The organism is Saccharospirillum salsuginis (assembly GCF_014651855.1).
In the GTDB taxonomy this organism is placed as follows: domain Bacteria; phylum Pseudomonadota; class Gammaproteobacteria; order Pseudomonadales; family Natronospirillaceae; genus Saccharospirillum; species Saccharospirillum salsuginis.
This window is the reverse complement of the sequence record NZ_BMXR01000004.1, coordinates 153,148-177,530: the sequence shown is the minus strand read 5'-3', so window position 1 is coordinate 177,530 and position 24,383 is coordinate 153,148. Positions and strand designations below refer to the sequence as shown.

At 48.9% G+C, this 24,383-nt stretch carries 21 protein-coding genes and 3 tRNA genes; 8 read left to right on the top strand and 16 right to left on the bottom strand.

Annotated elements, in window-relative coordinates; genetic code table 11:
- Nucleotides 1–10: 10 nt before the first annotated feature.
- Nucleotides 11–2,158, bottom strand: coding sequence for a bifunctional 23S rRNA (guanine(2069)-N(7))-methyltransferase RlmK/23S rRNA (guanine(2445)-N(2))-methyltransferase RlmL (gene rlmKL / locus IE111_RS09205; RefSeq protein WP_189608267.1), 2,148 nt, complete (start codon nt 2,156–2,158; stop codon nt 11–13).
- A gap of 283 nt (nt 2,159–2,441) precedes the next feature.
- Here rlmKL and rmf point away from each other — a divergent pair, with 283 nt between their 5' ends.
- Nucleotides 2,442–2,657 (top strand): ribosome modulation factor, encoded by a 216-nt coding sequence (gene rmf, locus IE111_RS09200; protein WP_189608266.1) that lies wholly within the window; start codon nt 2,442–2,444, stop codon nt 2,655–2,657.
- Between the two features lie 67 nt (nt 2,658–2,724).
- Here rmf and IE111_RS09195 read toward each other — a convergent pair whose 3' ends face one another.
- The 3 genes from IE111_RS09195 to IE111_RS09185 all read right to left on the bottom strand — a co-directional run bounded on the left by IE111_RS09195 (nt 2,725) and on the right by IE111_RS09185 (nt 9,491).
- Nucleotides 2,725–3,738 (bottom strand): quinone-dependent dihydroorotate dehydrogenase, encoded by a 1,014-nt coding sequence (locus IE111_RS09195; protein WP_189608265.1) that lies wholly within the window; start codon nt 3,736–3,738, stop codon nt 2,725–2,727.
- 72 nt (nt 3,739–3,810) lie between these two features.
- Nucleotides 3,811–4,035 (bottom strand): DUF2835 domain-containing protein, encoded by a 225-nt coding sequence (locus tag IE111_RS09190; protein ID WP_189608264.1) that lies wholly within the window; start codon nt 4,033–4,035, stop codon nt 3,811–3,813.
- Nucleotides 4,036–4,673: 638 nt separating this feature from the next.
- Nucleotides 4,674–9,491, bottom strand: coding sequence for an NAD-glutamate dehydrogenase (locus IE111_RS09185; RefSeq protein WP_189608263.1), 4,818 nt, complete (start codon nt 9,489–9,491; stop codon nt 4,674–4,676).
- A 209-nt stretch (nt 9,492–9,700) separates the two neighbouring features.
- Between IE111_RS09185 and IE111_RS09180 the strand changes: the two genes are divergently transcribed.
- On the top strand, nt 9,701–9,901 hold the full coding sequence (locus IE111_RS09180; RefSeq protein WP_189608262.1) for a DUF2970 domain-containing protein: 201 nt from the start codon (nt 9,701–9,703) through the stop codon (nt 9,899–9,901).
- A gap of 216 nt (nt 9,902–10,117) precedes the next feature.
- Here the strand turns inward: IE111_RS09180 and IE111_RS09175 are convergent, their stop codons facing one another.
- On the bottom strand, nt 10,118–10,351 hold the full coding sequence (locus IE111_RS09175; protein ID WP_189608534.1) for a hypothetical protein: 234 nt from the start codon (nt 10,349–10,351) through the stop codon (nt 10,118–10,120).
- 139 nt (nt 10,352–10,490) lie between these two features.
- Here IE111_RS09175 and IE111_RS09170 point away from each other — a divergent pair, with 139 nt between their 5' ends.
- From IE111_RS09170 to IE111_RS09155, 4 genes are all read left to right on the top strand, one after another.
- Nucleotides 10,491–12,152 (top strand): nitrite/sulfite reductase, encoded by a 1,662-nt coding sequence (locus IE111_RS09170; RefSeq protein ID WP_189608261.1) that lies wholly within the window; start codon nt 10,491–10,493, stop codon nt 12,150–12,152.
- Nucleotides 12,136–12,621, top strand: coding sequence for a DUF934 domain-containing protein (locus IE111_RS09165; protein WP_189608260.1), 486 nt, complete (start codon nt 12,136–12,138; stop codon nt 12,619–12,621). The genes IE111_RS09170 and IE111_RS09165 overlap by 17 nt, the downstream gene beginning before the upstream one ends.
- 194 nt (nt 12,622–12,815) lie before the next feature.
- Nucleotides 12,816–13,403, top strand: a complete 588-nt coding sequence (locus IE111_RS09160; RefSeq protein WP_189608259.1) for a cell division inhibitor SulA — start codon at nt 12,816–12,818, stop codon at nt 13,401–13,403.
- 319 nt (nt 13,404–13,722) lie between these two features.
- Nucleotides 13,723–14,979 (top strand): site-specific integrase, encoded by a 1,257-nt coding sequence (locus IE111_RS09155; RefSeq protein WP_189608258.1) that lies wholly within the window; start codon nt 13,723–13,725, stop codon nt 14,977–14,979.
- Between the two features lie 22 nt (nt 14,980–15,001).
- Here IE111_RS09155 and IE111_RS09150 read toward each other — a convergent pair whose 3' ends face one another.
- From IE111_RS09150 to IE111_RS09135, 4 genes are all read right to left on the bottom strand, one after another.
- The gene (locus IE111_RS09150) at nt 15,002–15,271 is read right to left on the bottom strand and encodes a hypothetical protein (protein ID WP_189608257.1); all 270 of its coding nucleotides are present in this window, start codon (nt 15,269–15,271) and stop codon (nt 15,002–15,004) included.
- A gap of 65 nt (nt 15,272–15,336) precedes the next feature.
- A complete protein-coding gene (locus IE111_RS09145; RefSeq protein WP_189608256.1) occupies nt 15,337–15,504 on the bottom strand; it encodes a hypothetical protein in 168 nt (55 codons plus the stop codon).
- 53 nt (nt 15,505–15,557) lie between these two features.
- A complete protein-coding gene (locus IE111_RS09140) occupies nt 15,558–17,237 on the bottom strand; it encodes a coiled-coil domain-containing protein (protein ID WP_189608255.1) in 1,680 nt (559 codons plus the stop codon).
- Nucleotides 17,238–17,759: 522 nt separating this feature from the next.
- Complete coding sequence (locus IE111_RS09135; RefSeq protein ID WP_189608254.1) at nt 17,760–18,239, bottom strand: replication/maintenance protein RepL; 480 nt, start codon at nt 18,237–18,239, stop codon at nt 17,760–17,762.
- 1,542 nt (nt 18,240–19,781) lie between these two features.
- Between IE111_RS09135 and IE111_RS09130 the strand changes: the two genes are divergently transcribed.
- Both IE111_RS09130 and IE111_RS09125 read left to right on the top strand, forming a co-directional pair.
- The gene (locus tag IE111_RS09130; protein ID WP_189608253.1) at nt 19,782–20,528 is read left to right on the top strand and encodes a leucine-rich repeat domain-containing protein; all 747 of its coding nucleotides are present in this window, start codon (nt 19,782–19,784) and stop codon (nt 20,526–20,528) included.
- Between the two features lie 516 nt (nt 20,529–21,044).
- The gene (locus IE111_RS09125) at nt 21,045–21,551 is read left to right on the top strand and encodes a hypothetical protein (RefSeq protein WP_189608252.1); all 507 of its coding nucleotides are present in this window, start codon (nt 21,045–21,047) and stop codon (nt 21,549–21,551) included.
- A gap of 45 nt (nt 21,552–21,596) precedes the next feature.
- On the opposite strand, the gene IE111_RS09120 is transcribed toward IE111_RS09125, so the two are convergent.
- From IE111_RS09120 to pgsA, 7 genes are all read right to left on the bottom strand, one after another.
- Nucleotides 21,597–22,232 carry a hypothetical protein gene (locus IE111_RS09120; RefSeq protein WP_189608251.1) on the bottom strand — a complete coding sequence of 212 codons (636 nt, stop codon included), beginning with the start codon at nt 22,230–22,232 and terminating at the stop codon, nt 21,597–21,599.
- 51 nt (nt 22,233–22,283) lie between these two features.
- Nucleotides 22,284–22,604 (bottom strand): hypothetical protein, encoded by a 321-nt coding sequence (locus IE111_RS09115; RefSeq protein ID WP_189608250.1) that lies wholly within the window; start codon nt 22,602–22,604, stop codon nt 22,284–22,286.
- Between the two features lie 27 nt (nt 22,605–22,631).
- Complete coding sequence (locus IE111_RS09110; RefSeq protein ID WP_189608249.1) at nt 22,632–23,006, bottom strand: Rap1a/Tai family immunity protein; 375 nt, start codon at nt 23,004–23,006, stop codon at nt 22,632–22,634.
- A gap of 111 nt (nt 23,007–23,117) precedes the next feature.
- Nucleotides 23,118–23,204 (bottom strand) — tRNA-Leu (locus IE111_RS09105).
- A gap of 209 nt (nt 23,205–23,413) precedes the next feature.
- A tRNA-Cys gene (locus tag IE111_RS09100) sits at nt 23,414–23,487 on the bottom strand.
- Between the two features lie 121 nt (nt 23,488–23,608).
- A tRNA-Gly gene (locus tag IE111_RS09095) sits at nt 23,609–23,683 on the bottom strand.
- A 111-nt stretch (nt 23,684–23,794) separates the two neighbouring features.
- Nucleotides 23,795–24,355: a CDP-diacylglycerol--glycerol-3-phosphate 3-phosphatidyltransferase gene (gene pgsA, locus IE111_RS09090; protein ID WP_189608248.1), complete on the bottom strand. Its 561-nt coding sequence runs from the start codon at nt 24,353–24,355 to the stop codon at nt 23,795–23,797.
- Nucleotides 24,356–24,383 lie beyond the last annotated feature (28 nt).

Below are 24,383 nucleotides of genomic sequence, written 5' to 3'. Positions count from 1 at the left end.
AACCGGCAAATCAGCGGTGCCGCAGGTGCCAGCACTGGTGGGGGCGTTTTCGCTTGAAGTCTTCCGGCACGCTCAGGTGGGTGACGTCCTTGACCTGGTACCGCTCGATCAACGACTCGTCCAGTTTGAACTTCCGGAAATTGTTCGAAAAGACCAGAACGCCATCCGGGTTGAGCGACCGCATCGCCTGTTCGATCAACTCAACATGGTCGCGCTGGATATCCAGGGTATCGGTCATGCGGGACGAATTGCTGAAGGTCGGCGGATCCATAAAGATCAGATCAAAGCGCTCGGTATTCTCCCGCAACCACTTCAGACAATCCGCCTGAATAAAACGGTGCTGGTGATCGGGCTTGCCGCCATTGAGTCGAAGGTTTTCCCGGGCCCAATTCAGATAGGTCCGGGACAGGTCCACACTGGTGGTACTGGCCGCCTGTCCGACATAGGCATGCGCCGTGGCCGCGCCGGTATAGCAAAACAGGTTCAGCACGCTGCGGCCGCCGGCCTGTTTCTGGATCCAGGTCCGGGTCGGGCGGTGATCCAGAAAAACACCGGTATCCAGATAGTCCTTCAGGTTCACCCGCAAGCGCACGCCCTCTTCCCGAATCGTGAAGAATTCGCCACTTTCGGACTGTCGCTCGTATTGCTGACGGCCTTTCTGGCGTTGGCGCTGCTTCAGCTCGATGCGCTCGACCGGGATACCGGTCACCTCGGCCAGCACGGCCATGGCGTGCAGTAACCGCTGGCGCGCCTTGTCCTCGGGGATGTCTTTGGGCGGCGCGTACTCCTGAACATGCAGCGCGTCGCCATAAACGTCTACAGCGATGGCGAATTCCGGCAGGTCCGCGTCGTACAGCCGATACGCCTCGATGTCCTGCTTCTTCAGCCATTTCCGGCGCTGTTTCAGGTTCTTTCGCAGCCGGTTGCGCAGCGCTTCGTCCTGTTCGGTCTGGGCGGGCGACGGCTCGGCGGCTCGTTCACCGGGGGTGAACACATACAGATGGGTTTCGATCCGACCGTTGAAGAACCGGTGCTTTTCACCGGCCCGCAGACCGGTTTCCCGGGCGAGAACCGCATCCGATGTGAGCAGGCCCAGGGTCCAATCCGACAACTCATTGCGGAACAGGTCCCCGATGCGTCGATACAGCGCCAGCAGTTCCGGCTTGTTGCCGAGACGCTCGCCGTAAGGCGGGTTGGAGACCACTAATCCCGGTTTCAGCGTCAGATGGGTGGGACGGGTCCACTGGTCCAGTGGTTTGTGGTAGCACCGCGCCTGCCGATAGAGCCCCAGACGCTCCAGCGTCTCGTTAGCCCGCGCAACCACTCCGCCGTCGGCATCGTAGCCCAGCACCGGGGGCATGGAGGCTTCGCCGGTCTGGCGACGTTGACGGGCTTCGCTCACCAAATCGTTCCACAGCGACCGGTCGTGCCCCAGCCACTGCTCGAAGCCGAACCGCTTGCGCAACAGGCCGGGTGCAATATCGGCGGCGATCATGGCGGCCTCGACCACCAGGGTGCCGGAGCCGCACAAGGGGTCGATAAACGCCTGTCCGTCCCGTACCCGCTCGGGCCAATCCGCGGCCATCAACACCGCCGCGGCCAGATTTTCCTTCAGGGGGGCCGGGCCGGTGGCCTGACGATACCCGCGTCGATGCAACGAATCTCCGGACAGATCGATGCCCAGATCGATGCGTTTGCGGCGGACCTGAACATAAACGGTCACATCCGGATTATCGCGATCCACATTGGGGCGGACGCCGTGCCGGTCCCGGAACTGATCGACAATGAAGTCCTTTACCTTTTGTCCGCCGTAGCGGGCATCGTCGATGCCGTCCATGCGACCGTGGAAATCCACTCGCAAGGTTCCGCTCGGCCGCAGATGCGCATCCCAGGCCACGCTTTCGACCAACTCCCTCAGGCCGTCGACACTGACCTCCGAGCTTTGGCCTAGACCGAGATACACTCGATTGGCCAGTCGGCTCCACAAGCAGAGCCGGTACGCGATATCCAGTTCGCCACGGACGCTGACCCCCTGCGACCAGTCGGCGGGTGTCTGGCCGGTCAGATCGGCGATTTCCCGCTTGAGCAGGCCGTGAAAACCGTTCGGGCAGGTCACCCAGACATCGAGGTCGGTTTCCGTATGAAGATTGGAGGACATCGTTAGACAAATTCTCTATATAAAATACGTTAATTCTGACCGAGTGATCTAAAAACGCTCGAACAGGGTTATTGCAAGGCCGTTGGAACGCCGCCATGCCGGGCTTCAATGCGTTTTAAGTCCATTTTATTACAACCCAACCTAAAGCCGGTCCTTTTTAGACTGATTTGTTCATCGACAGCGATGGCCATGATTCGATACAACAATACCAAAGCCGGCTTCAATAAACCCGAGCCTGGAGTGTTCGGGTTCTTCCCCCATGGACTGCAAGAGAGGTCTATTTATGAAGCGACAGAAGCGTGACCGTATGGAGCGTGCATACCAAAAAGGCTACATGGCAGGAGTACAAGGCAGATCCAAGAGTTTATGTCCCGATGGTAAACCCGAATTGCATCAGGAGTGGATGAACGGCTGGCGGGACGGCCGCAGCGACCAATGGGACGGCTACACCGGCGTCAGCGGCATACATCGCATCAACGAAGTGTTACTGCATCATTAACCCACCTTAACTGCCTGAAGACTTTGAAGCCGGCTCCCGCCGGCTTCATGGTTTCCGGCTCCCGCCTTTACAACTCCGCCAGTTTCTCCACACAGTCGCGCACCAGACGCGGCCCCTTGTAAATAAACCCGGTGTACAACTGAACCAGATCCGCCCCGGCCTGAATCTTGGTCAGCGCATCCTGTCCAAAGGTGATCCCGCCGACACCGACCAGGGGAATGTCATCGTTCAACCGGGCGCGAAACGCCTCCAGAACCCGAGTCGAGTCCTCGAATAGCGGCCGCCCGCTCAGCCCGCCCGCCTCTTCGGCGTGCTCCTGCCCCTCGACTCGTTCGCGTGACAGGGTGGTGTTGGTCGCCACCACGCCATCGACCCGGTACTCATTGAACAACTGGGCTACCTGTTCGATCTCGTCGGTGGTCATATCGGGAGCGATCTTGATCAGAATAGGCCTGTAGCCCCACTCCTCGGACAACGTTTCCTGCCGGGACTTCAACCCCGCCAGCAAGCCCTTCAGAGCATCCCCGAACTGCAGGTTCCGCAGTCCCGGCGTGTTGGGCGATGACAGATTCACAACCACGTAGTGGGCGTGCGGGTAAACACGATCGAGGCAATAGAGATAATCCGCCAAGGCGTCCTCTTCCGGCGTCACCTTGTTCTTGCCGATGTTGATACCGATCACACCGGGATATTTCGCCTTCCTGACCCGCTCGACCAGATAATCGACCCCCTTGTTGTTGAACCCCATCCGATTGATGATCGCTTCGCTCTGCGGCAATCGAAACAGCCGCGGCTTCGGGTTACCCGGTTGCGGTTTCGGTGTCACCGTCCCGACTTCGATGAACCCGAACCCCAACTGACCCAGCGCGTCCAGATAATCCGCGTTCTTGTCCAAACCGGCCGCCAGACCCACGGCATTCGGAAACTCGATGCCAAAGACCGTTTTGCGGGCCTCTACACGCGGCTGCGGCAACAAATGCAACAGCCCCAGACGTTGCAGGCCACTGAGGCCGTCCAGGCTGAAGTCGTGGGAGGTTTCGGGGCTCAGGGTAAACAGTGCGCGGCGCACGAGGTCATACATGGCTCGGGGGCTCCTCAGGGAAACGGCGCGCAGTATATCAGATAATACCGGCCTCTCGGCCAGGAAACCGGTTCAGGCGATTCGTTGTATGGCGACAAGCTTGTTGTTGTCGTCGAATTCAATGCGAAAGGCGCCATGAATGCCACTGCGGCTGACAAACCGCTGCAGAATACCTGTGGGAAACCTGACCCGGCGACCGTCGCGGGCGGTACACACCACCTGTTTGGCGCTGCCCTGATAATGGCGCAGAAACTCATCGGCATCGATGTGGAGGTCAACAATCAACGATTGGGGCATAACGACTCAGTCGAACTCTGACTGTGTGGATTATGCCGATGGTCTACGTCTTGGCAAGTACAGCAATGATTCGGTGCTTGGTCTAGTTTGGTTTGGTGCCAATGGCCAGAGGTGCCTGGGTAGGCTTCTCTGCCAATGGCCCGTGCCCGACACAGGGGTGCGCCCTTCCAGGGGCCGCTGTGAACCCGTCCATGGGCGCTTAGCCTCGCCATCCCTGGCTCGGATGCCCCTTCCAGGGCGCACCCCTGCATCGAGCACTCGAATTGCAGCTTCTACGACAGACATCTCTTGCGCCTCCACATCATCGAGCAGGACAGTAAAAGTCTTAACCGATACCTGGCCTCGAGGTTATTTCAAACCAGCGATTCAGAAACGAGCTGCTTGTATTAGTGGCACGCAAGATAGAGACCGATGCAGGGGTATGTCCTGGAGGGGACATCTGAGGCAGGATGCCGAAGTTAAGCGCCCATGGATGGGTTCACAGCGGTCCCCGGAAGGACATACCCCTGCATCGGTCTCGGGCTATTGGCAGGAAAATCTACCCAGGCAACTCTGACCAAAGGCACCCAACCCCACCCTGGCACCTCAAAAAAAACGCCACCCGAAGGTGGCGTTGGTGCCAAGTGAAGCTGTGAGCCTTAGAGCTCCGGCATAGTGGCCTGGGAGAGATCGAGAAGCTCTCGAATGGCCACGCTGTACATGCTGAATTCTGGCTCACCCGCCGCCCGAATCTCACTCATCATGCGCAGCCAGCGGTCGACAAGAATGCTGTTGCGTTCCAGCCATTCATCAACCAGGCCATCCAGCTCCTCGCCATCCTTCATCTGCGCGAACAGGCCCTGGGTGATGCGACGCTGCTGCCATTCCAGATCGTCCCGGAACGACTCCCGCGCCATCGCCTGCCAGTGCGAGTTGACGGTCAGGCTGTTGACCTGGCCGGCGAAGCCGTCCAGTGCCAGCGAATCGCCGACGCGGAAGTAACCCTGAGCCACCTTCATCGGGTTGCGATCCTGGCTCTGGGCGACGGCGATGACCCCAAGGGCCGTGTACAACATGTCCGATGCGCATACCCGACGAGCAACCGCTTCGGGAATGCCCTGCTCCTGCAACTGTTTGGCCTCGTCCAGCCACTTGTCCTTCTGCTCGGTCGGCAACAGGTTTTCCAACTCGTCGATCATCTTGTCGATGTTCGGCTTGTACAGGTCGATGACCGAGCGGATGTCGATACCGGTCCGGTAGTTTTTCACCAGCCAGCGACTGGCGCGACGAACCATACGGGCGGAGCGCAGCATCAGGGCGGACTGGAGATCGGCCGGGACTTTGTGGTCCAGTGCTTCCAGCTCATCCCAAAGTTCGTGCAAGCCGTAGATGTCGCGCGCGGCCACGTAGGCTTTGGCGGCTTCGACCGGTGAGGCGCCGGTGCTTTCCTGCAGTCGATTGAAGAAGGAAATGCCCATGTAGTTGAAGATGTCGTTGGCGACCTGAGTCGCAACGATTTCGCCTTTCAGGCGATGTTGGCGCATGGGTTTTTCGAACTTCTTGCGCATGGCTTCGGGGAATTCGGTCGCCAGCGCGTTCTCCAGATACGGGTCGGCTGCGACATTCGCGCGAATCAACTGCTCTTTCAGGTCACCCTTGACGTAGGAAATCAGGACCGACAGTTCCGGCCGGGTCAGGCCGATACCACGTGCCTTGCGCTCGCTGATTTCTTCATCCGGTGGCAGAAATTCCAGTTCCCGGTTCAGCTTGCCGGCGGATTCCATACTGTTGATCAGGCGCCGATATTCCTCGATGCGCTTGAAGGATTCCGTGAAGGCGATGCCCAATGCCTGCGACTGGCGATAGTTGTTGCGCAACACCAGCTTGGAGACATCTTCGGTAAGCTTGAACAACCAGTCGTTGCGCTGTTTGACGGTCATGTCGCCGCCGGCGACGATCTCGTCCAGCAGGATCTTCATGTTGACTTCGTGGTCCGAGCAGTCGACGCCGCCGGCGTTGTCGATGAAGTCCGTAAAGCACCGGCCGCCGTGCAGGTTGAACTCGACCCGGGCCAGTTGACTGAAGCCGAGGTTACCGCCCTCGCCGATCACCTTGCAGTGCAGTTCATCGGCATTGACCCGAACGGCGTCGTTCGCCTTGTCGCCGACGTCCGCATGATTCTCGCTGCTCGCCTTAACGTAGGTGCCGATGCCGCCGTTCCAGATCAGGTCGACCGGTGCGCGCAACATGGCACTGATCAGTTCGTTGGGGGCGACCTTGGCCTTGTTGATGCCGAACACGGCTTTCATTTCCTTCGAGACCGGAATCGATTTGGCGCTGCGGCTGAATATACCGCCGCCCTTGGAGATCAGATCCGCGTTGTAGTCTTCCCAGCTCGAGCGCGGCAGTTCGAACAGACGTTTGCGTTCCGCGAAGCTCTTGGCAGGATCCGGATCCGGATCGACGAAGATGTGCAGGTGGTTGAAGGCACCGACCACCTTGAGGGTTTCGGAACGCAGCATGCCGTTACCGAAGACGTCCCCGCCCATGTCGCCAATGCCGACCACGGAGATCGGGTCTTTCTGAACATCCAGACCCAGTTCGCGGAAGTGCCGCTGTACGCTGACCCAGGCACCGCGTGCGGTGATGCCCATTTTCTTGTGATCGTAGCCGTTGGAACCGCCCGAGGCGAAGGCATCGCCCAGCCAGAAACCGTATTCCTCGGCGACGCTGTTGGCGATGTCGGAGAAGGTCGCTGTGCCCTTGTCGGCGGCAACGACCATGTAGGGATCGTTCTCATCGAAACGCACCACCTGTTTCGGCGGTACGACTTCACCTTCCTGCAGATTGTCGGTCACATCCAGCAAGGCGCGGATGAAGGTCTTGTAACAGGCGATGCCCTCTTTCTGAATCGCTTCGCGATCGCCATCGACCGGCAGATGCTTGGCGACGAAGCCGCCCTTGGCGCCGACGGGAACAATGACGGCGTTCTTGACCTGCTGTGCCTTGACCAGGCCGAGGACTTCGGTGCGGAAATCCTCGATACGGTCCGACCAGCGCAAACCGCCCCGGGCGACCTTGCCGCCGCGCAGGTGTACACCCTCGACCCGTGGCGAATAGACGAAGATCTCGAACTTCGGCCGTGGCAGTGGGATATCGCTGATCTGCGACGGGTCCAGCTTGAAGGACACATATTCCTTGCGATGACCGGCGTCGTCCTGCTGATAAAAGTTGGTCCGCAAGGTGGCCGACATCAGCTCCACATACCGGCGGATGATGCGGTCTTCGTTTATGTTGTTGACCGATTCGAGGTCCTGTTCGATGGCCTGCATCCATTTCTCGACCTGGTTCTTACCCTTCTGCTTGGCCGGATTGAAGCGAGCCGAGAACAGTTCAGCCAGTTTGTCCGTGATGCCGGTGTACTTGATCAGGGTGTCGGCGATGTATTCCTGGGACAGGCCGAACCGCACCTGTTTCATGTAGTGGGCGTAGGCGCGCAACATGGCCACCTCACGCCAGGTCAACTTGGCGCGCAGGATCAGCTGGTTGTAGGAGTCGTTCTCGGCGCGGCCATTCCAGATATTGATGAAAGCACTGGAAAACTCGTCGCGGTATTTGGCCGGGTCCAGATCCGGGTCCGGATCGTAGAGCAGCGAGAAATCATAGATCCAGGTGCAGTTTTCGTCGCCGTAGTTGATCTCGTAGGGGTATTCGTCGATGACCTTGAGCCCGAGGTGTTCCAGTACCGGTATCAGGTCGGACAACAGCAGGGCTTCGCCCTTGTTGAAGATTTTCAGCTTCAATTCACTGCCGGTCGGCTCCATGGAGCGATAGAAGCTGAGCGTGATCGGCTCGGCGTGTTCGACATTGAGCGCTTCCATCCGCTGGATGTCGGCGACGGCCACGCGCGCGCTGTATTGCTCGCGATAGCTGGCGGGAAAGGCTTCGTGATAGCGCTGATAGAGGCGATTGCCCTTCTCTTCGCCGAAGGACTCGAACAACGCCTGCTGCAATTCGTCCGTCCAGCGACGGGCGATCTGCTGGATACGCTTCTCCAGGGCTTCGGTGGGCAAGGTTTCTTCGATCGGTTGCTTCAATTTGAACACGAAACGCGTACGGGCCAGCACCGATTCGCTGAAGAAGGTGGTGAAATCCGACCCTTCCACATCGAAATACTCGGCCAGCAGATCATGCACCTGGGCCCGCAACTGGGAATTGAAAATTTCCCGTGGCATATACACCATGGCGTTCAGGAACTTGCCATAGATGTCCTTGCGCAACAGCAGGCGGATCAGTTTGCGTTCCTGAATCGCCAGCACGTCGAGCGTCATGTGCAGCAGGGTATCGATCGACGACTGGATCAACTCGTCGCGCGGGAAGGTGAACAGGATGGCCGACAGTTCCTTGTGATTGTGGCTGCCGGGGGTGAAACCGCTCTTGTCCAGCACGCGCTCGATCTTGCGGCGGACCACGGGAATGTTCGCCGGCGTCTCGTTGTAGACCGTTGAAGTGTAGAGACCGAGGAAACGACGCCCGCCGATCACTTCGCCTTTCTCGTTGAAGTGCTTGACCAGGACATAATCGGAATAGGCCGGGCGATGCACCGTGGAGCGCTTGCCGGACTTGGAGAAGATCAACAGCTCCTTCTCGAACACATGCGATCGACGCTGCTCGGACATCTCGTGGATGGATTCCTCGCGCCGCTTGCGGGCCTTACGGAACAGCCCCAGGGCACTGCCCTCGACCTGTTTGACCTTGTCCCCTTCGACCACGTACTCGTCATAGGCCAGGAAGGTAAAATGGTTGTCCGACAGCCATTTCATGAAGACCCGGCCTTCGTCCAGGTCTTTCTTGTCGATCGGATACTTGCGGGATTCCAGGTCCCGGGTGACCTCGTTGGTTTTTTCCAGAATATTGGGGTAATCGTCGACCACCAGGTTGACGTCGGTCACCACTGAATGGATCTCGCTTTCGAGGCGCTCGCGTTCCTTGGCCACCGAGGTGCGGTCCACTTCGATCAACAACAACAGCTCCTTGTTGCCCTTGTCGCTGAAACGGCTGAATTCGCCCTTCTTGTTGCGCTCGACCTTGAAACTGGCGTGAAAAATGGTGTGAATGTTGATCCCGAGGCGGTTCAGGGTCAATCGGACGGAGTCGATCACAAAAGGCACGTCGTCGTGCAGAACGGTAACGATGGTGTGCGGCGACTGCCATTCGTGCTCTTCGACGTTCGGGTTGAAGACCGAAATCTGGTGATGCGGTGACTCGAATTTCTGCAACATCCGCCACATGGAGACCACCAGGCCGGCCAGGTCGGTCAGCTCATAAGCCTGCAGATCCTGCATTGACGCATGCTTGAACATGGAATCGATCAGCACCCTGAGGTTGGGGTGGTGCTGTTTCGGGAAGTGGGGCTCCAGGCGCCCCTGCAGGCTATCAAGCAGTTCAATCCTTTGATTGGACATCAATTGCGTCATAGTTGGCCTCGGTTTTTCTTTTAAGTGGCTGGCAGATCACTGCCAAAGGTAGTTGATGTTGTGATTGTGTTCGAATTGCCCGTATTCTCTAGGATTCAACGAACCCTTTCACCCCACGGGCGTGGGATTTCGGAACGGTTGTCGCATTGCCCGAGCGGTGGTCGCATTTATGAAAAAGTTTTGATAATTCTGCATCAGGAAGCGCGTTCATGACAGACAAAGCAAAGAAAACCGGTCTCAAGCGACTGATTGTCAGTCTTTTGGCGGGGCTGGTCGGTGTACAGAGCGATAAGAATCGACAAGAGGACTTCGGATCGGGGAGTATTTGGCCGTTCATCATCGGCGGCATCCTTTTTACCATCCTGTTCGTGCTGGGCCTGATTATGCTCGTTCGCTTTCTGGCACCCTAGCAGACAGGGCCGAAAACAGACAATCGGCCCCATCGAGCAACCTGTGGGGCTGGCCAACCCGGTTCGAAGCCTTGTGTCAGGCCGTACCACCGATGTGTTGGGCCGTTAAATGAAAAAGGGCCGACGCATCGGCCCTGGTTTCCCGGCTGAATCGTTCAGCCAGCGGGTTCGGAATCGGCCGGGATCCCGCAGGAACGCCGGGCCGATGAACGAGTGTCAACCGGCGGTTGCCACCCAGTAGATGGCCGCAGCCACGACAGTTGCCACAATGATAACGGCGGCAATGGCATCCGCCTGGGCATCCGTCAGTCCTGCCTTTTTACTGGCCATAATGAGATCTCCCCTTTTTTCTTGTTGTTCGTGCTTATTTAAGGCCGCCCACTTCGCCGGAATCGCCGCAATGTCGCGGCTCGGCCGGCTCCGGACGGTACTGCTGAACACGGGCGTCATTTAACCCCCTATGGCCGCTCGGTTCAAGCACCCTTATATAACGGTATGAGATTAAATTATGAAAATTAAATCATTCATGGAATAAGCCTCCTTAGGTATAGTCACGGACCAAATACCCAAAACCAGACAGGTTGATTTCATGTACGTCTACGATTCGTTCGACCAGAGAGTGGTTGATGAACGCGTCGCTCAGTTCCGGGAGCAGACTGAGCGCTATCTGGATGGTCAGCTTGCCGAAGACGAATTTCTGCCGCTTCGCTTGCAAAACGGTCTGTACGTCCAGAGACATGCGCCCATGCTGCGCATCGCCATTCCGTACGGTCTGCTGTCATCCGCCAAACTGAACAAGCTGGCTGAGTTGACCGAGACCTACGACAAAGGCTACGCCCATTTCACCACGCGCCAGAACGTCCAGTTCAACTGGCCGGCACTGGAAGACGTACCCGACATTCTGGCCGGCCTGGCCGAGGTGCAGATGCACGCCATCCAGACCTCCGGCAACTGCATCCGCAACACCACCACCGACCAGTTCGCCGGTGTGCTGCGCGACGAAATCGACGATCCGCGCCCCTGGTGCGAGCTGATTCGCCAGTGGTCCACCTTCCATCCGGAATTCGCCTTCCTGCCGCGCAAGTTCAAGATTGCGGTCAATGGCAGCCCCTCGTCCGATCGTGCGGCGGTGCGTTTCCACGACATCGGCGTCGAGTTGAACCGCAACGAAGCCGGCGAATTGGGTTTTCGGGTCTATGTCGGCGGTGGCCTGGGCCGGACGCCCCTGGTTGGCCAGTTGGTGCGCGAGTTCCTGCCGAAGGAACACCTGCTGACCTATCTGGACGCCATTCTACGGGTTTATAACCTGCAGGGCCGTCGGGACAACAAATTCAAGGCCCGGATCAAGATCCTGGTGAAGGCCCTGGGGGTCGAGGAATTCACCCGTCGGGTCGAAGCCGAATGGGCGCACCTGAAGGATGGGCCGGGCACCTTGACCGAAGCCGAAATCGAACGGGTAGCCCGTCATTTCGTCGATCCGGACTATGTCGAACTCGACGACGCCGATGCCCTGCTGGAGGAACAGAAAGCCCAGCATCCCGGGTTCGCCCGCTGGCTGGACCGGAACGTCTATCTGCACAAACGCCCGGGTTACGCGGCGGTGACCCTGTCACTGAAGAAAGTCGGCTATGCTCCGGGTGATTGCACCGCTCATCAAATGCGGGCTTCGGCCAAACTGGCCGATGCCTATTCCTTCGGCGAACTGCGCGTCAGCCACGAGCAGAACCTGATCCTGGCCGATGTCCGCCAGGACCAACTGCTGGATTTGTGGTACCAAGCCAAGGAATACGGTTTCGCCACTCCGAACATCGGTACGCTGACCGACGTCATCTGCTGCCCGGGCGGTGACTACTGCGCATTGGCGAACGCCAAGTCGATCCCGATCGCCGAGTCCATCCAGGCCCGGTTTGACGATCTGGACTATCTCTACGATCTGGGCGATGTCGATCTGAACATCTCAGGGTGCATGAACGCCTGTGGTCATCACCACATCGGCAACATCGGCATTCTCGGCGTCGACAAGAAAGGCGAGGAGTTCTACCAGATCTCCCTCGGCGGCGACTCCGGACTGAATGCGCGGGTCGGAAAAATCGTCGGACCGTCCTTCAAGGCGGACCAGGTCCCGGATGTGGTCGAGAAGATTGTTCAGGTCTATGTCGACCGGCGTCGCGAAGACGAACCCTTTATCGATACCGTCGAACGTCTCGGACTGGATCCGTTCAAGGAGCGCATCTATGCAACATCTCATTAAGGACGGACAGACTGTCGCCGACGATCCCTGGACGCTGGTCGAGGCGGATGGCGGAATTCCCGATCAGGGCCCGGTTATACTGCCGCTGGCCTACTATCGGGAGCAGCGGGATGAATGGCGGGCGAGCGGACGTACCGTCGGTGTCTGGCTGAACGACGCCGAATTCGCCGAAGACGTGGTCGATCTGCTCGACGAACTCGAGCTGGTCGCCCTGCACTTCCCGAAATTCGCCGATGGCCGCGGCTTCTCGAAGGCCCGGTTGCTGCGCGAACGTCATAACTATGACGGTGAAATCCGCGCCATTGGTGATTTTCTGCCCGACCAGGCATTCTACCTGAAACGGTGCGGCGTCAACGCCTTCGCCTGTCGCAACGAACAGGAAGCGGGCACCACGGCCCGGCTTCTGGAAACCTTCAGCGTCCGTTACCAAGCCGACGTGAATGCCCGGCCGTTGTTCGAGCAGCGCTGATTGCCAGCCCCGACTTTCCACTAAGGCCCCATCCGGGGCCTTTTTTGTGTCCGACCCAAGCTACCTCCACCTCACCATCCCGAACTCCAAAACCGGAGATATGCCAGACAGTTCTTCCATGCAGTTGACACACGCCAAATGACTGTATATAAATACAGGTACTGTATATTTACACAGTTACGGAGGTCGTCACGATGTCACTCAACCACAACGCCCAGGCCCTGCATTTTCCGCACCCGGCAAGCCGCCACAGCTCGTGGCAACCGAGCGTCGTACACGGCCCATCTACCCGTGCGGCCCGCCGTGAAGCGGCCCCGGCCGCATCCAGCCTGCCTCGAGGCACACTGACAGAAGTGTTCTGCCAGGCCGACAGTCGCGATCAACTGCGTCTGCTGGTGCCGACACTGGCCGAACTCAGCCGCGAACACAAATGGATTACCCTGGTCGCCCCGCCCTGCATCCCCAACGAGCGGTTGCTGGCCCGGGCGGGTGTCGATACGCGCAAGATCCTGGTTATTCATACCAAGACGATCAAGGACTACTGGCGCACTCTGGAACAGATGCTCTCGAACGGCATGAGCAGCGCCGTGTTGGCGTGGCTGGGTCGCGAATTCGACGACGCGCACCGCGAACGCCTCAAAGCCGCCGCCGAACGAGGCGGAAGCGTTGCTTTTGTATTGCGCCAACTCGGCGGCACCAAACCCGTTCCAGCCAAACCGCTGGAATACGAAACAGTCTCGCTCGATCGTGACCAGGATCGGCAAATGAGCCTGGCATTTTAGTTTTGAAGGAATACAGACAAGGGATTCTATCCCCCTCCTTTGTCTGTCGCAGGGATGCGATTTTTTTTCTCTTACTCGACAACAGGGCACCGTGCGGCACCCCGCAAACAGGCCGGCTACCTATTGCATCGGGTAGATTCAGATCTGCGGTTAAGGGATTCGTTTCAGGGGAAGAGTCACATGGTGCCCGGAGCCGGACTCGAACCGGCACGACCAAATAGGTCGAGAGATTTTAAGTTAACTGCCACTTGACAAAAACCGCTCTATCTCGCACCTTTCAGACCAACCGGCAAAGCCGTTGTAAAAAGGTTTGTAAAAGATGAGTGGTTCAAAGGGTGAGTATATCAGGCTTGATGATGGCCTTGCCATCTATACACAGTATGAAGGCGGCAACTGGTATATCTACATCAATTTTTCCAACTTCGACCACCCTACTCCCTTCAAAAAGCGCCAGTTCTCGCTAAAAACGAAAGACAAGAAAGAAGCAACGCGGAAAGCGTGGAAAATCTATCTATCTACTGAAAATGACATAGAAAAAGGACTTCCGGTCTTTCAGAATTATGTAAAATTCAATCAAATATTAGATTTATTAAAAGAAGAATATATTCAGAAAAATACAGATACCTCAAAGAAATACGCTAATCTTATTGACTCACTGTTAAAACCATTTTTTGAAGACAAAAATATTACTGAACTACACGAAAAAGACATATTTGATTTTTATATGTCTGACACAGACAAAACCTGTGGTTACACGCGTTTTCAGAATTTAAAAACCATTATTAATTCAGCCATTGACCGCGCTATTTTTGAAAAAATGATTAAGCGCCAAGATGCACCTAAATTCCCTAAATCTCTGAACAAACATCGTCGCCAACAAGTAGCGCGTAATTTTTTCTATGATGATGAATTGAATATTATTTTTGACAATCAGAATTTAAGTTCTTTTATTCAATCAACAAATAGAAAAGACGCACAACAACGCCGCATCATGTTTATGCACTTCATTCGCCTAATGGTGGCTACTGGCTGCCGACCTGGAGACGAATTATGTAATTCAAAATGGGGCGATTTGAAACTACATACACAAAAAGATGCGCAGTTTTATAAAAATGAATTTATTCTTCACAGTGTTGATGAAAATCAGTTTTACACACTCTTAATTAAATCAGGAAAGACGCAAACAGAAGACGATGCACGACACGTTATAATTAACAATGATGCAATAAGAGAATTACAAAATACAGCCATTAAAACAGTATCAGCGGATTACGTTGTTAAGCCATTATCTGACCTTGCCAAATCTCAAAGAAACAGGTTTATTTTTGCCTATAATGACAACAAACCCAATTTTGATAAAGTCTGGCAACAGTATAGAACATTTTTAGAAGAAAACTGCAATTTAAACCTAAAAAACCAGACTCTTTATTCATTTCGCCATACGTTTATAACTCAAAAATTGAAGGAAGGAAAAGCGAGTTATTTAATCGCTAAGAATTGTGGAACATCAGAGGCAATGATTAAGCGTTACTATGATAAAAATAAAACCATCATACTTGCTGAACAGATGATATAAAAAGGGGCGCATGCCCCTTATTTCAATGTATTGTGTGTTTTTTAGTTTGTGATCCAAAATGCCCTTTCTTTAAACCTTTTAAATACTGATATTCGTCAGCCAATTGGATACGTTCAAAACACTTTTCCAGTGATGCGCCATTTTCAACAGCTTCGGCCATCTCATGAATCAAATCTGGGTGATTCTCTGGATTAATTGCATGAAGTCTACATATTTCATCTAATTCTATTCTTGAAGCAAAATAAGCATCATGAAACAACTCGTCGTAGGATACTCCTGATAGTTTACCCATATCATTACCCTCCATCATACGTTGTTTGTTTTGTATGATGTTACCTATATAACACTGTTTAATTTTTAGTCAACAGTTATCTTATCTCTTAATTCTTCTATCACTGCTGAAAGATAAATTACGTAAGCGTCTTCATCACTCCATTTTGTATAATATCGCGTTCCATTAAAAAAAGGGACTTTCTCTGCCTTTCCCTGTGCAATAAAGAACTCCAATATTTCTTCTGAGCGCATAACCTACCTCTTTTTTGATACTATTAAATCATGCCACTCATTAAATACAACCTTTAAAGTTTATTTTTCTGCCTGTTTTTCAAAGTATCAGAAACGAAATTAATAACGCTTTTACGCTTATTAGATGGGTCATTTTTGTGGGCTTCGCCCTTTATGGTCTTGTATATCTCATAGTATTTTCCTTTAGCCCAGTCAAATGCACTGCGATAACTCTTAGAGGCTCTGTATGCTTTCCTGTGCATTTTTTTAAGCGGATGGGTATCATCAGCCGCTATTTTCTCTACGCGGTTTACAACGTCCCTCATGGCCTTCATTCCCTCAACCTGTTCAACGGCCTTATCAATGGTTTCAGCATTTTCGAAATAGTACGGATACTTGTTTTCAAGCTGTTCTTGTGCTTCTTTTAGTCGTTGGTCAAAATCTTCATTTAAGCGCCTTATTTCGTCTTCTCTGAGTTCTAAACTATCTTCTCTCATTTTAATGTAATTACTGAGTTGTTTTGTGTGTATTTCAGCCTGCTCCAATACTTTTAATGCATCGCGCTTTTGTTCTTTCGCTGATTTAGCTTCGTCTTTCAAGTCACTGATTTTCTGATTGAGATAGTTAAATTCTCTTTCTGATTTTCTGAGTTTCGATTCTCTGTCAATGTTGCGTTTTTTCTCTTGTTTTTCATCAGTGTCATAAACGACTTTTTGAACATTAATCCTGTATGGCTTTAATTGCTTGTTTAAGAACCTAAAAATCATTTTTTGATGTGCTTCACCCATACGACTTAAAGCCCTTCTCATTTCTTTATTTTCTCTGGCTTCTTGTGAAGTTAATGGTTGTAATACGTCGTTTTTTCGTTTTCTTCTGTGCAATATGAGGTTAGGTTTTAAAAGGTCTTTATTGATATCTGGAAACTCGTCTGGGTGGTTTAATATGTAGTCAATCGCTTTTTTCTTCTGTGCTTGCAACAGGTCATATTTGCCTGTTTTGGCGTTTCTTGTGTTTACCATGATGTGACTGTGTGCACCCAGTTCTTCCCCTGTTAAATCGCCTTTTTCGTCCTTTTCTGGGTAAGTTTCTGACCCATGGAAGAAAATCGCTTTTATGTAATAGTCTGGATAATATTCACTATAAAAGTTCTTCAACGCTTCAATGAAAAAGTCGTTTGACACTTTACCCAAAGGAGTACTTGGAAGTTTTAATATTGTCTCTTGTAGTACCGCGTTATTTATGGCCGTTTTATCGTTTCTTTGCTGTTTGAGCGCTTCTCTTTGAACGTGCAAATCAAAATAATCCTGTATGGATTTAACACGCTGATTAACACGCTTCATGTCACTACTTTTAATCAATTCAATGCATTCGTTTAGTTCATCTTCTGAAAATTCTTCGTTTTGCTTGTCAACCAATGGAACTAATTTTTCGTATAAATCTGGGTATGGTTTAGCAAACTTTTTAATTGATGAACGTTTCTTTCTCATCTTCTTTAAGAGGTCATCAATTTCTGTTTGTAGGTCTTCTGGTGTCCTCGGTTGAAGTTTATGAACATGATCCAAAATGTACTTTTGAATATCCCTTTTCCCTTGTTCGTTAAATGTATCTAATGATGTTTTTTCCTCTCCAAAAAGTTCAGGGATATACACCAAATCTCTGTGTGTTTTATCCTTATCCCACTCTAAACCTTTACGTCTTTCTTCTGTGTTTTCCATGCGCAATGAATGGCCCACACTGCTTTCAATTTTAGCCATATCGATTACACTTCGAGCGGTAAAATTGACCATACGCATAAGCGCTGTTGATGTTAAAACCTGGGACATATGCCACCTATTTTTTATTATTATTGGTGACAAAACACACATTAAAACGATGCGATATTCTGTCATTAAATTGAATAAAATTGACCCCTCTGAGGGGGCATTTTTAGTTCAATTTTACGCATTGAAAATGCGCCGGGTCTTTCATTTGATTAAACTTTTTAAAGTTTACAAGCGGTTGGAGTCTCATCTTTTTGGAACAAAAAGTGGGGCGGAAACCATAGCTTGTTACTGACGTTCCTGAAAAACCGCATGTATCGACTAAATAGAAAAACCAAAAATCCTATTTATTAAACCTTTTTCGATTTTGGCGAATAAAAAAAGTCGGTACACTGACATATTATCATATTTTTTGAAAATGCAAGGGTCCGATTTTATGAGTAACGTATTGAAGGGGGATAAAAAAAGACTCCCTAACGGGAGCTTGATTATAAATTATATCAAAAGATATTTTAATTAACTTGAAAGGCTGCTCTTGATAACCCTTTCACCATCTTTATAATCTATCTTAATCCAACCATCGCGTTTCTTTTTAATATCCTTCCACTCTCCTCTTCCAAACAAGTTCGGATTGGGTTGATAAACTCCTGTATCTACTCTTTTAAAGATACCTTTTTTAATCAATTCTTTTGATATGTAATTATCAAGGCTGGCAACGGTTCTATAACCAACTCGTGAACTTATTACTTTTTTAATGCTCGAATTAAGAACAACCAATCCTTCATAGTCCATTCTTTTAATTAACTCGAACAATACGCGGTGCGAATTTTTTGATAATTGATATAGATATTCTATATCTTCTAAATAGAGTTTAACGTAAGGTGGTTCACTTGGAAAGTGAACTATATTCTCTCTACTACTTTGCTTAACTTCACCAGTTTCTTCATTAATCGTTTGTTTTTCTATTGACCTTACTACTTTCTTTTTTCTTTCCATATAGCCCTCATTTTTATTTATTATTTTATATATACACTAATCTATATTTTTTTCAACACCTAATTAAAACCAATTAGTATTTTGCTAATAAAAACAAAAAACTCTAATCGCTATGATTAGACTTTTTATAAAAACCAAATTAGAAATTAATCCAAAAAACAATAACTTTCTAATCACAGCGATTAGACTTTCTAATCACAGCGATTAGACTTTCTAATCACAGCGATTAGGGTCAATTCGTGTTTTTCCTTGTAAAATCAACAAAAATCGAGATTTCTACCCTCTTATATATTTAGACCCATTTTTAACCTTGGCGAGGAACATGACTAAATTACTATTTTTTTGAAAACAAAATTTCTTCACTTATTAGTTTTCGATATTTTGGAAAATATCAAAAATGAAAAACTTTCTTATTAGATAATATTTTCTTAATAGTTTTCTTGATTTCTGGGTTTTATAAAATTTCTTTTTTATCATGACATCAAAGCGGCCAATAAATTGACCGCTCAAAATCATAATTTGGCCGTATTAATAAAATGAGAGAGAACAAAGAATTTTACAAATAACAGGATTAATAGACAGGCGAGCTGTCCATTAACCTGTTTAAGCGCTTCGCGCATTTCTGAAAGGAAAATCGGAGATTTTCTGTTGTTTGTTGATTTGAATACCGTGGCAATGGGTCATGTGGCTTCATATTTTGCCCTTCTCGCGTGTTAAAACAAAAAAGAAGGGGTAACAGTCAAGTAAGTTAAAACAAGCCCTTAAATCGCATTAAAAACGCCATCAATCATCAATTCAGAAAGGCGCGAAGCGCAATAAAAAAACAATCTGATGGGTTGCGAAGCAACTCTCAGAATTGTTTATCTGAAACCTTTATTGTCTGAATATTTGTAAAAAGAAAATTTATAAGAAAACAAGCATCTTTTTTGTTAAGAATTTCTGTTTTTGTGAATTTCATAATCTTGAAATCTATTTTGTTAAAAAAATCTTCATATAAGAATATAAAAAGAGAATTTTGTAAAAATCCCATAAAATCAACATTTTTGACAAACCTATGAATACTCAGAGTATTCATTAATGATTCATTTTTTTAAAAAAAACTTCTGAAACCCGCATAGTAGAGCCGCAGAAAGGGTGATAGGGGGTAACGGTGGAATGCGGGTTTTAGAGACATTAAAACACTTAATCTGAACATTAATGTTAGGTTAAAAAGCATTACACATTCAATTTAATGAACAACCTATCCACTTAAAATGTTCATTAATGAGCAGAACTATTGTGCATAGTTCTGAAGCCTACATATCAGAAGTATAAAGAGATAAGAGGGAGTTTTGGTCAAAATTCATATATAAGCCTTTAAAATACGCAAAAACTGGGAATGTGTTTGATTAAAAATATTTAATATTCTGATTAAATTTTTTTAATACTTTGATTAATTTTAATTTAATCATTGGTTATGCTCTCGTTTTAAATTAAGCATTAATATCATAATATTTACTTTTTATGAAAATATGCCAAGATAAAAATAAAAAGGCTAATATCATGAAAAAATTCTTGGTTATTGCGGCATTATTTCCAATAGCATTTGCCACGACATTCAATATAAAAATACCTACCCCATCAAAAACACTTCCATATTCTGAAGATATTAACTTAGGGGGTGGAAGTGAAACCCAACCTTATCAATATACGGGTGATACATGTGAGGATGATGGAGCCATCACCAGCGAAACGGTAAATATTTTAAATTCTTGGTCTGGATACAATTATAGTTCTGATAATTGGTGTAACCAAGTTTCTTTGAATATGAATAATAACAACTTGACAATAGTTCCAGAAGAAATAGGATCATTAACGAATTTGACTAGCCTTAACCTTTATAATAACCAACTAACCACTGTACCAGAAAGTATAGGTAATTTAACTAGTTTGACTCACCTTTACCTTTATAATAACCAACTAACCACTGTACCAGAAAGTATAGGTAATTTAACGAGTTTAACTTACCTTCACCTTCGTTATAACCAACTAACCACTGTACCAGACGGTATAGGTAATTTAACGAATTTGACTTACCTTTACCTTCATAATAACCAATTAAGCACTGTACCAAACAGTATAGGTAATTTAACGAGTTTGACTCACCTTTACCTTTATAATAACCAATTAAGCACTGTACCCAATACAATCAATAACTTAAACAATTTAGATTATTTATACTTAAATGATAATCCAGGTTCGCCGTTTCCAAATATTGATTGTAGTGGAATAGTAAACTGTAATAAATAGTAATAGAAACACCTTTTAAACGAATTTTTCACGAAAGCCCATCAAGGGCTTTATTTATTAAACCCATAAAATTAATACTTTTAAATCATTCGACAATAATAATACTAATAGTATAAAGGTAATTTTGTTTTAAAATCTATGTCCAGTGAGACTAAACATTAATGTCCAGTTTCACTGAACATCTATGTATAAATTTTTATACAACCCATTCAATTTTTTCAACCATGATAACAACTCAAAAAAAAAGCCCTTGAAGGGCTTTTAAAACGTCTTAGCAATTGTTTGTTAAATAAAGAAAACCCTCGCATTTGATAATTCAAAATTGAGGGTTAACAACAAAAGGGGAGGAAAGCCCCTACAACATAAATTAATTTATTTTCTATTTGTGTCAATAGTATCATGGAAAATTTCTATAATTACCATAATACTTGACTTTTGATATTTTAATGTTTAATTGAAAGCATGTTGATTTATTCAACGATAATAAAACAAAAATAAGAAAAAGAGGAAAACAACATGTTTGCATTAATTATTTCAATCTTAGCGATTATCTTAGCCGTTGCATTGGCTGGCGTATCCGTTTATTACGGTGGTGACGCTTTCTCAAATGGTAGTGAAGAGGCTTCCGCTGCTACATTAACTAACCAAGGTTCTCAAATCGAAGCCGCTATGACACTTTACCGTGCTGAAAATGGTGAAGCTGCAACAACAGCAAATGCCGCTACACTAGCTGGCGTTACTGACACTAATAGTAATTCACAAACTTGGGATGAGGTATTGGTTGCTGAAAATTACTTGAAGCAAGTTCCTGTATCTGAGTTTGATACTTTTGTAGAAGAAAGTGGTTATGTTATTTCAGAAAATGTTGGTGCTGCTGTATGTGATGCGTTTGAAAAAACCGTTTCTGTTGCAACTGCTGCTGATTTAGCTGCTGCGGTAGGTAATGCGGAAGGAATATCAGGCTGTATCGATTCTACAGACGCCGCTGGATATGAGGGTAAAGTGTTTTATTACGCACTTTAATCCGTTAAGTGATTGAACAAAAGAGACCTTTTTAGGTCTCTTTTTTTATGAACAAAACACAATGTCTAATCCACTTAAAATGGCTAAAAACGCCAATAAATAAGGAATCAATTCCTTAGCCGCATTTTTATCTCTAACAAACCACTCAAACGACTTTTTTGCTATTGGAAATAAAAAATACCTATATGGTACGTTGATGTAAAAATGTTTACCACTAGAACCACGCCTGACCCTTTTTTCAAAGGAAGCTACGTACATTAGCTTAAACGGGCATTCTTTTGTAATGATTAGGTGATGAACATTCAAGCTAATTGGATCATCGTCATGTGGTTGACCAAATTCTTCAAATAGCTGTGTGGAGTCCTTTTCCTTAAAGTTTTTTTCAGCAAGTCTTTTAAACTTTTGTTTTCTTTTATCACTTATATCCATTCTTTGAAATTGAGCTGTATAAGCAAAAAGCAACTTCTTGCTGGATTCTTGCCAGAACCGGAAAAGAAACCATGCCAAAAATATCCAAGGAATTATTTTCAGTGGCTTAGTGTTTCCAATCTCGAACTTATTAAATAGAATATTGAATGTAGTTTGGTCTGGCGGTGACAGTTCCAGCCAATTATAAAATATGAACATCAGTGATATTATTATCAAATTACGTGCGTAAGGGTTAGGGTCTTCAAATGTCATTACAAATTATTCCTACTCTGTAATTTAAAACAGCGCTTACATTCCATGAGCCTAACTTCCAATTTCGTTCAAAGCGTTGGTTATTTTTTCTGATGCATAAATCATGTCTTCTTCTCTGATCTTCCCAGCGCTCATCCATTCCACAAAAGTTGCTTGGGCAAAACTCCCCATATATACAATTGATGGGTTTGATTTAACTTTAATCTCGAAAAAGTGACAGAAGGCACCTAGCGCGGCTTGGTGGGGCGTTATTCCATCTTTTTTTAGTTCTTGTCCATAATTTAACAGCGCTTCTCTTTCACTGCTATTCAATACTGAATTGTCCAGCCCCAGTTGCTTCAACGCTTTGGCATACTTCACAGTAAAAAACATAAGCCCTCTGAAACAGTTATATACAGGTCAATTGCATTTGTAAGAACGAGTTAATGCACTGGTAGCAACCATCGATTCATCCATATCAAGTAACTCAGGGTCACTTTCTATGTATGAGACAATTGAATCAACAATGTCACCCGTTGACTTTCCATCTGGTATACAAGCAAGTATTAAGCCTTGGTCAATGGTTCTGTAAAGATCTGCCATGTACCTCATCCCTTCAACCATACTGGCGCACTGAATAGCTTTCATGAACTGTTCATTGCTAAGCCCATCATGCTGGCCGCTAATCGCTTTCTGAGCCAGTTTGCACGATTGGTAAAGGTTAAGGCCGGTCTCTGCCGTAGAAGCCGTAGACAAGCTTAAAAGTGCGGTAAGTGCTAAGGATGCTCGAATCACAGTGCTATTCCTTGATAGGACACTGTTTGACTATACAGGCGGGGGTTGGGTCGTGTGAAGTGAGAAACCGGCTCTCAGGGGTGTTTCTGAGCGTCTGGCGCGGTGTTGGTGTGGTGCTCGGGGCGGGACTCGAACCCGCACGGGGCGAACCCCTCAAGATTTTAAGTCTTGTGTGTCTACCAGTTTCACCACCCGAGCGAACCAATTTTGTAAAACGTTGTAAAACGTTCTTTCTCTTCCCTTTCTGCCCTAAAACCGCTCTACTATGCGGGTTTCGTGTGGTATCGGTAGAAAAGGCAAGTTATTTTAAGTCTCTTGTGTCTACCAATTTCACCACCCGGGCGTATCGCTTGGCAGCGTGCGACCCTGGGTCAAGGTCGACTTGGCACCTCTGGGGAGAGAGGGAGTGGAGGCTGGAGTCGGAATCGAACCGGCGTACGCGGAGTTGCAGTCCGCTGCATGACCACTCTGCCATCCAGCCTTAATAAAAACCTGCTTGTGCAGATTTGGAGCGGGAAACCGTGAGTCGACTGGTCGGCATGCCGATGGCCGGCATTCCGGTCGTGACCCCAAGGTTCCTGCCAACAGTTCCCTAATGAACTTGGAGCGGGAAACGAGATTCGAACTCGCGACCCCAACCTTGGCAAGGTTGTGCTCTACCACTGAGCTATTCCCGCTTTACTATCGTTGTCCGGGATCTCCCCGAACAACGAGGGCGAATTCTAAGGGCTTAGTTTCTGGGCGTCAATAATTTTCCTTTGATTTTAAGCACTTAGAGAATCTTCAGCTTATTCCGTCGCTTTTGGTCGCAAAACCGGCCAGGCAGCTCGCAAATAGACGATCATCGACCAGAGCGTTAATACCGCCGAGATTTGCAGGGCCAACAAGCCCAGCCCTTCGAGCCAGGTATCCTGAGTGGGATCCTGACTCAGCAAAATAACGATGGCGGTCATCTGCAAGGTGGTTTTGACCTTGCCCAGCATGTTCACGGCCACACTGGCCCGCTTGCCCAATTCCGCCATCCACTCCCGCAGGGCGGAAATCACGATCTCCCGGCCGATGATGACCACGGCCGGCAGCGTCATCCACAGACTAGCGTGGCTTTCCACCAGAACCACCAGGGCGGCGGCGACGATCAACTTGTCGGCCACAGGGTCCAGAAAGGCACCGAACGGCGTACTCTGCTCCAGCTTGCGGGCCAGATACCCGTCGAACCAATCGGTGATCGCCGCGGCCAGGAAGATGGCCGAGGCCAACCAGGGGGCCCAGACCTGGGGCAGATAGTAGACACCGACACAAATCGGGATCATCAGAATGCGAAACAGAGTCAGAATGTTGGGAATGTTCATAGCGGTCCTTTATTGAGGGCCTTAATAT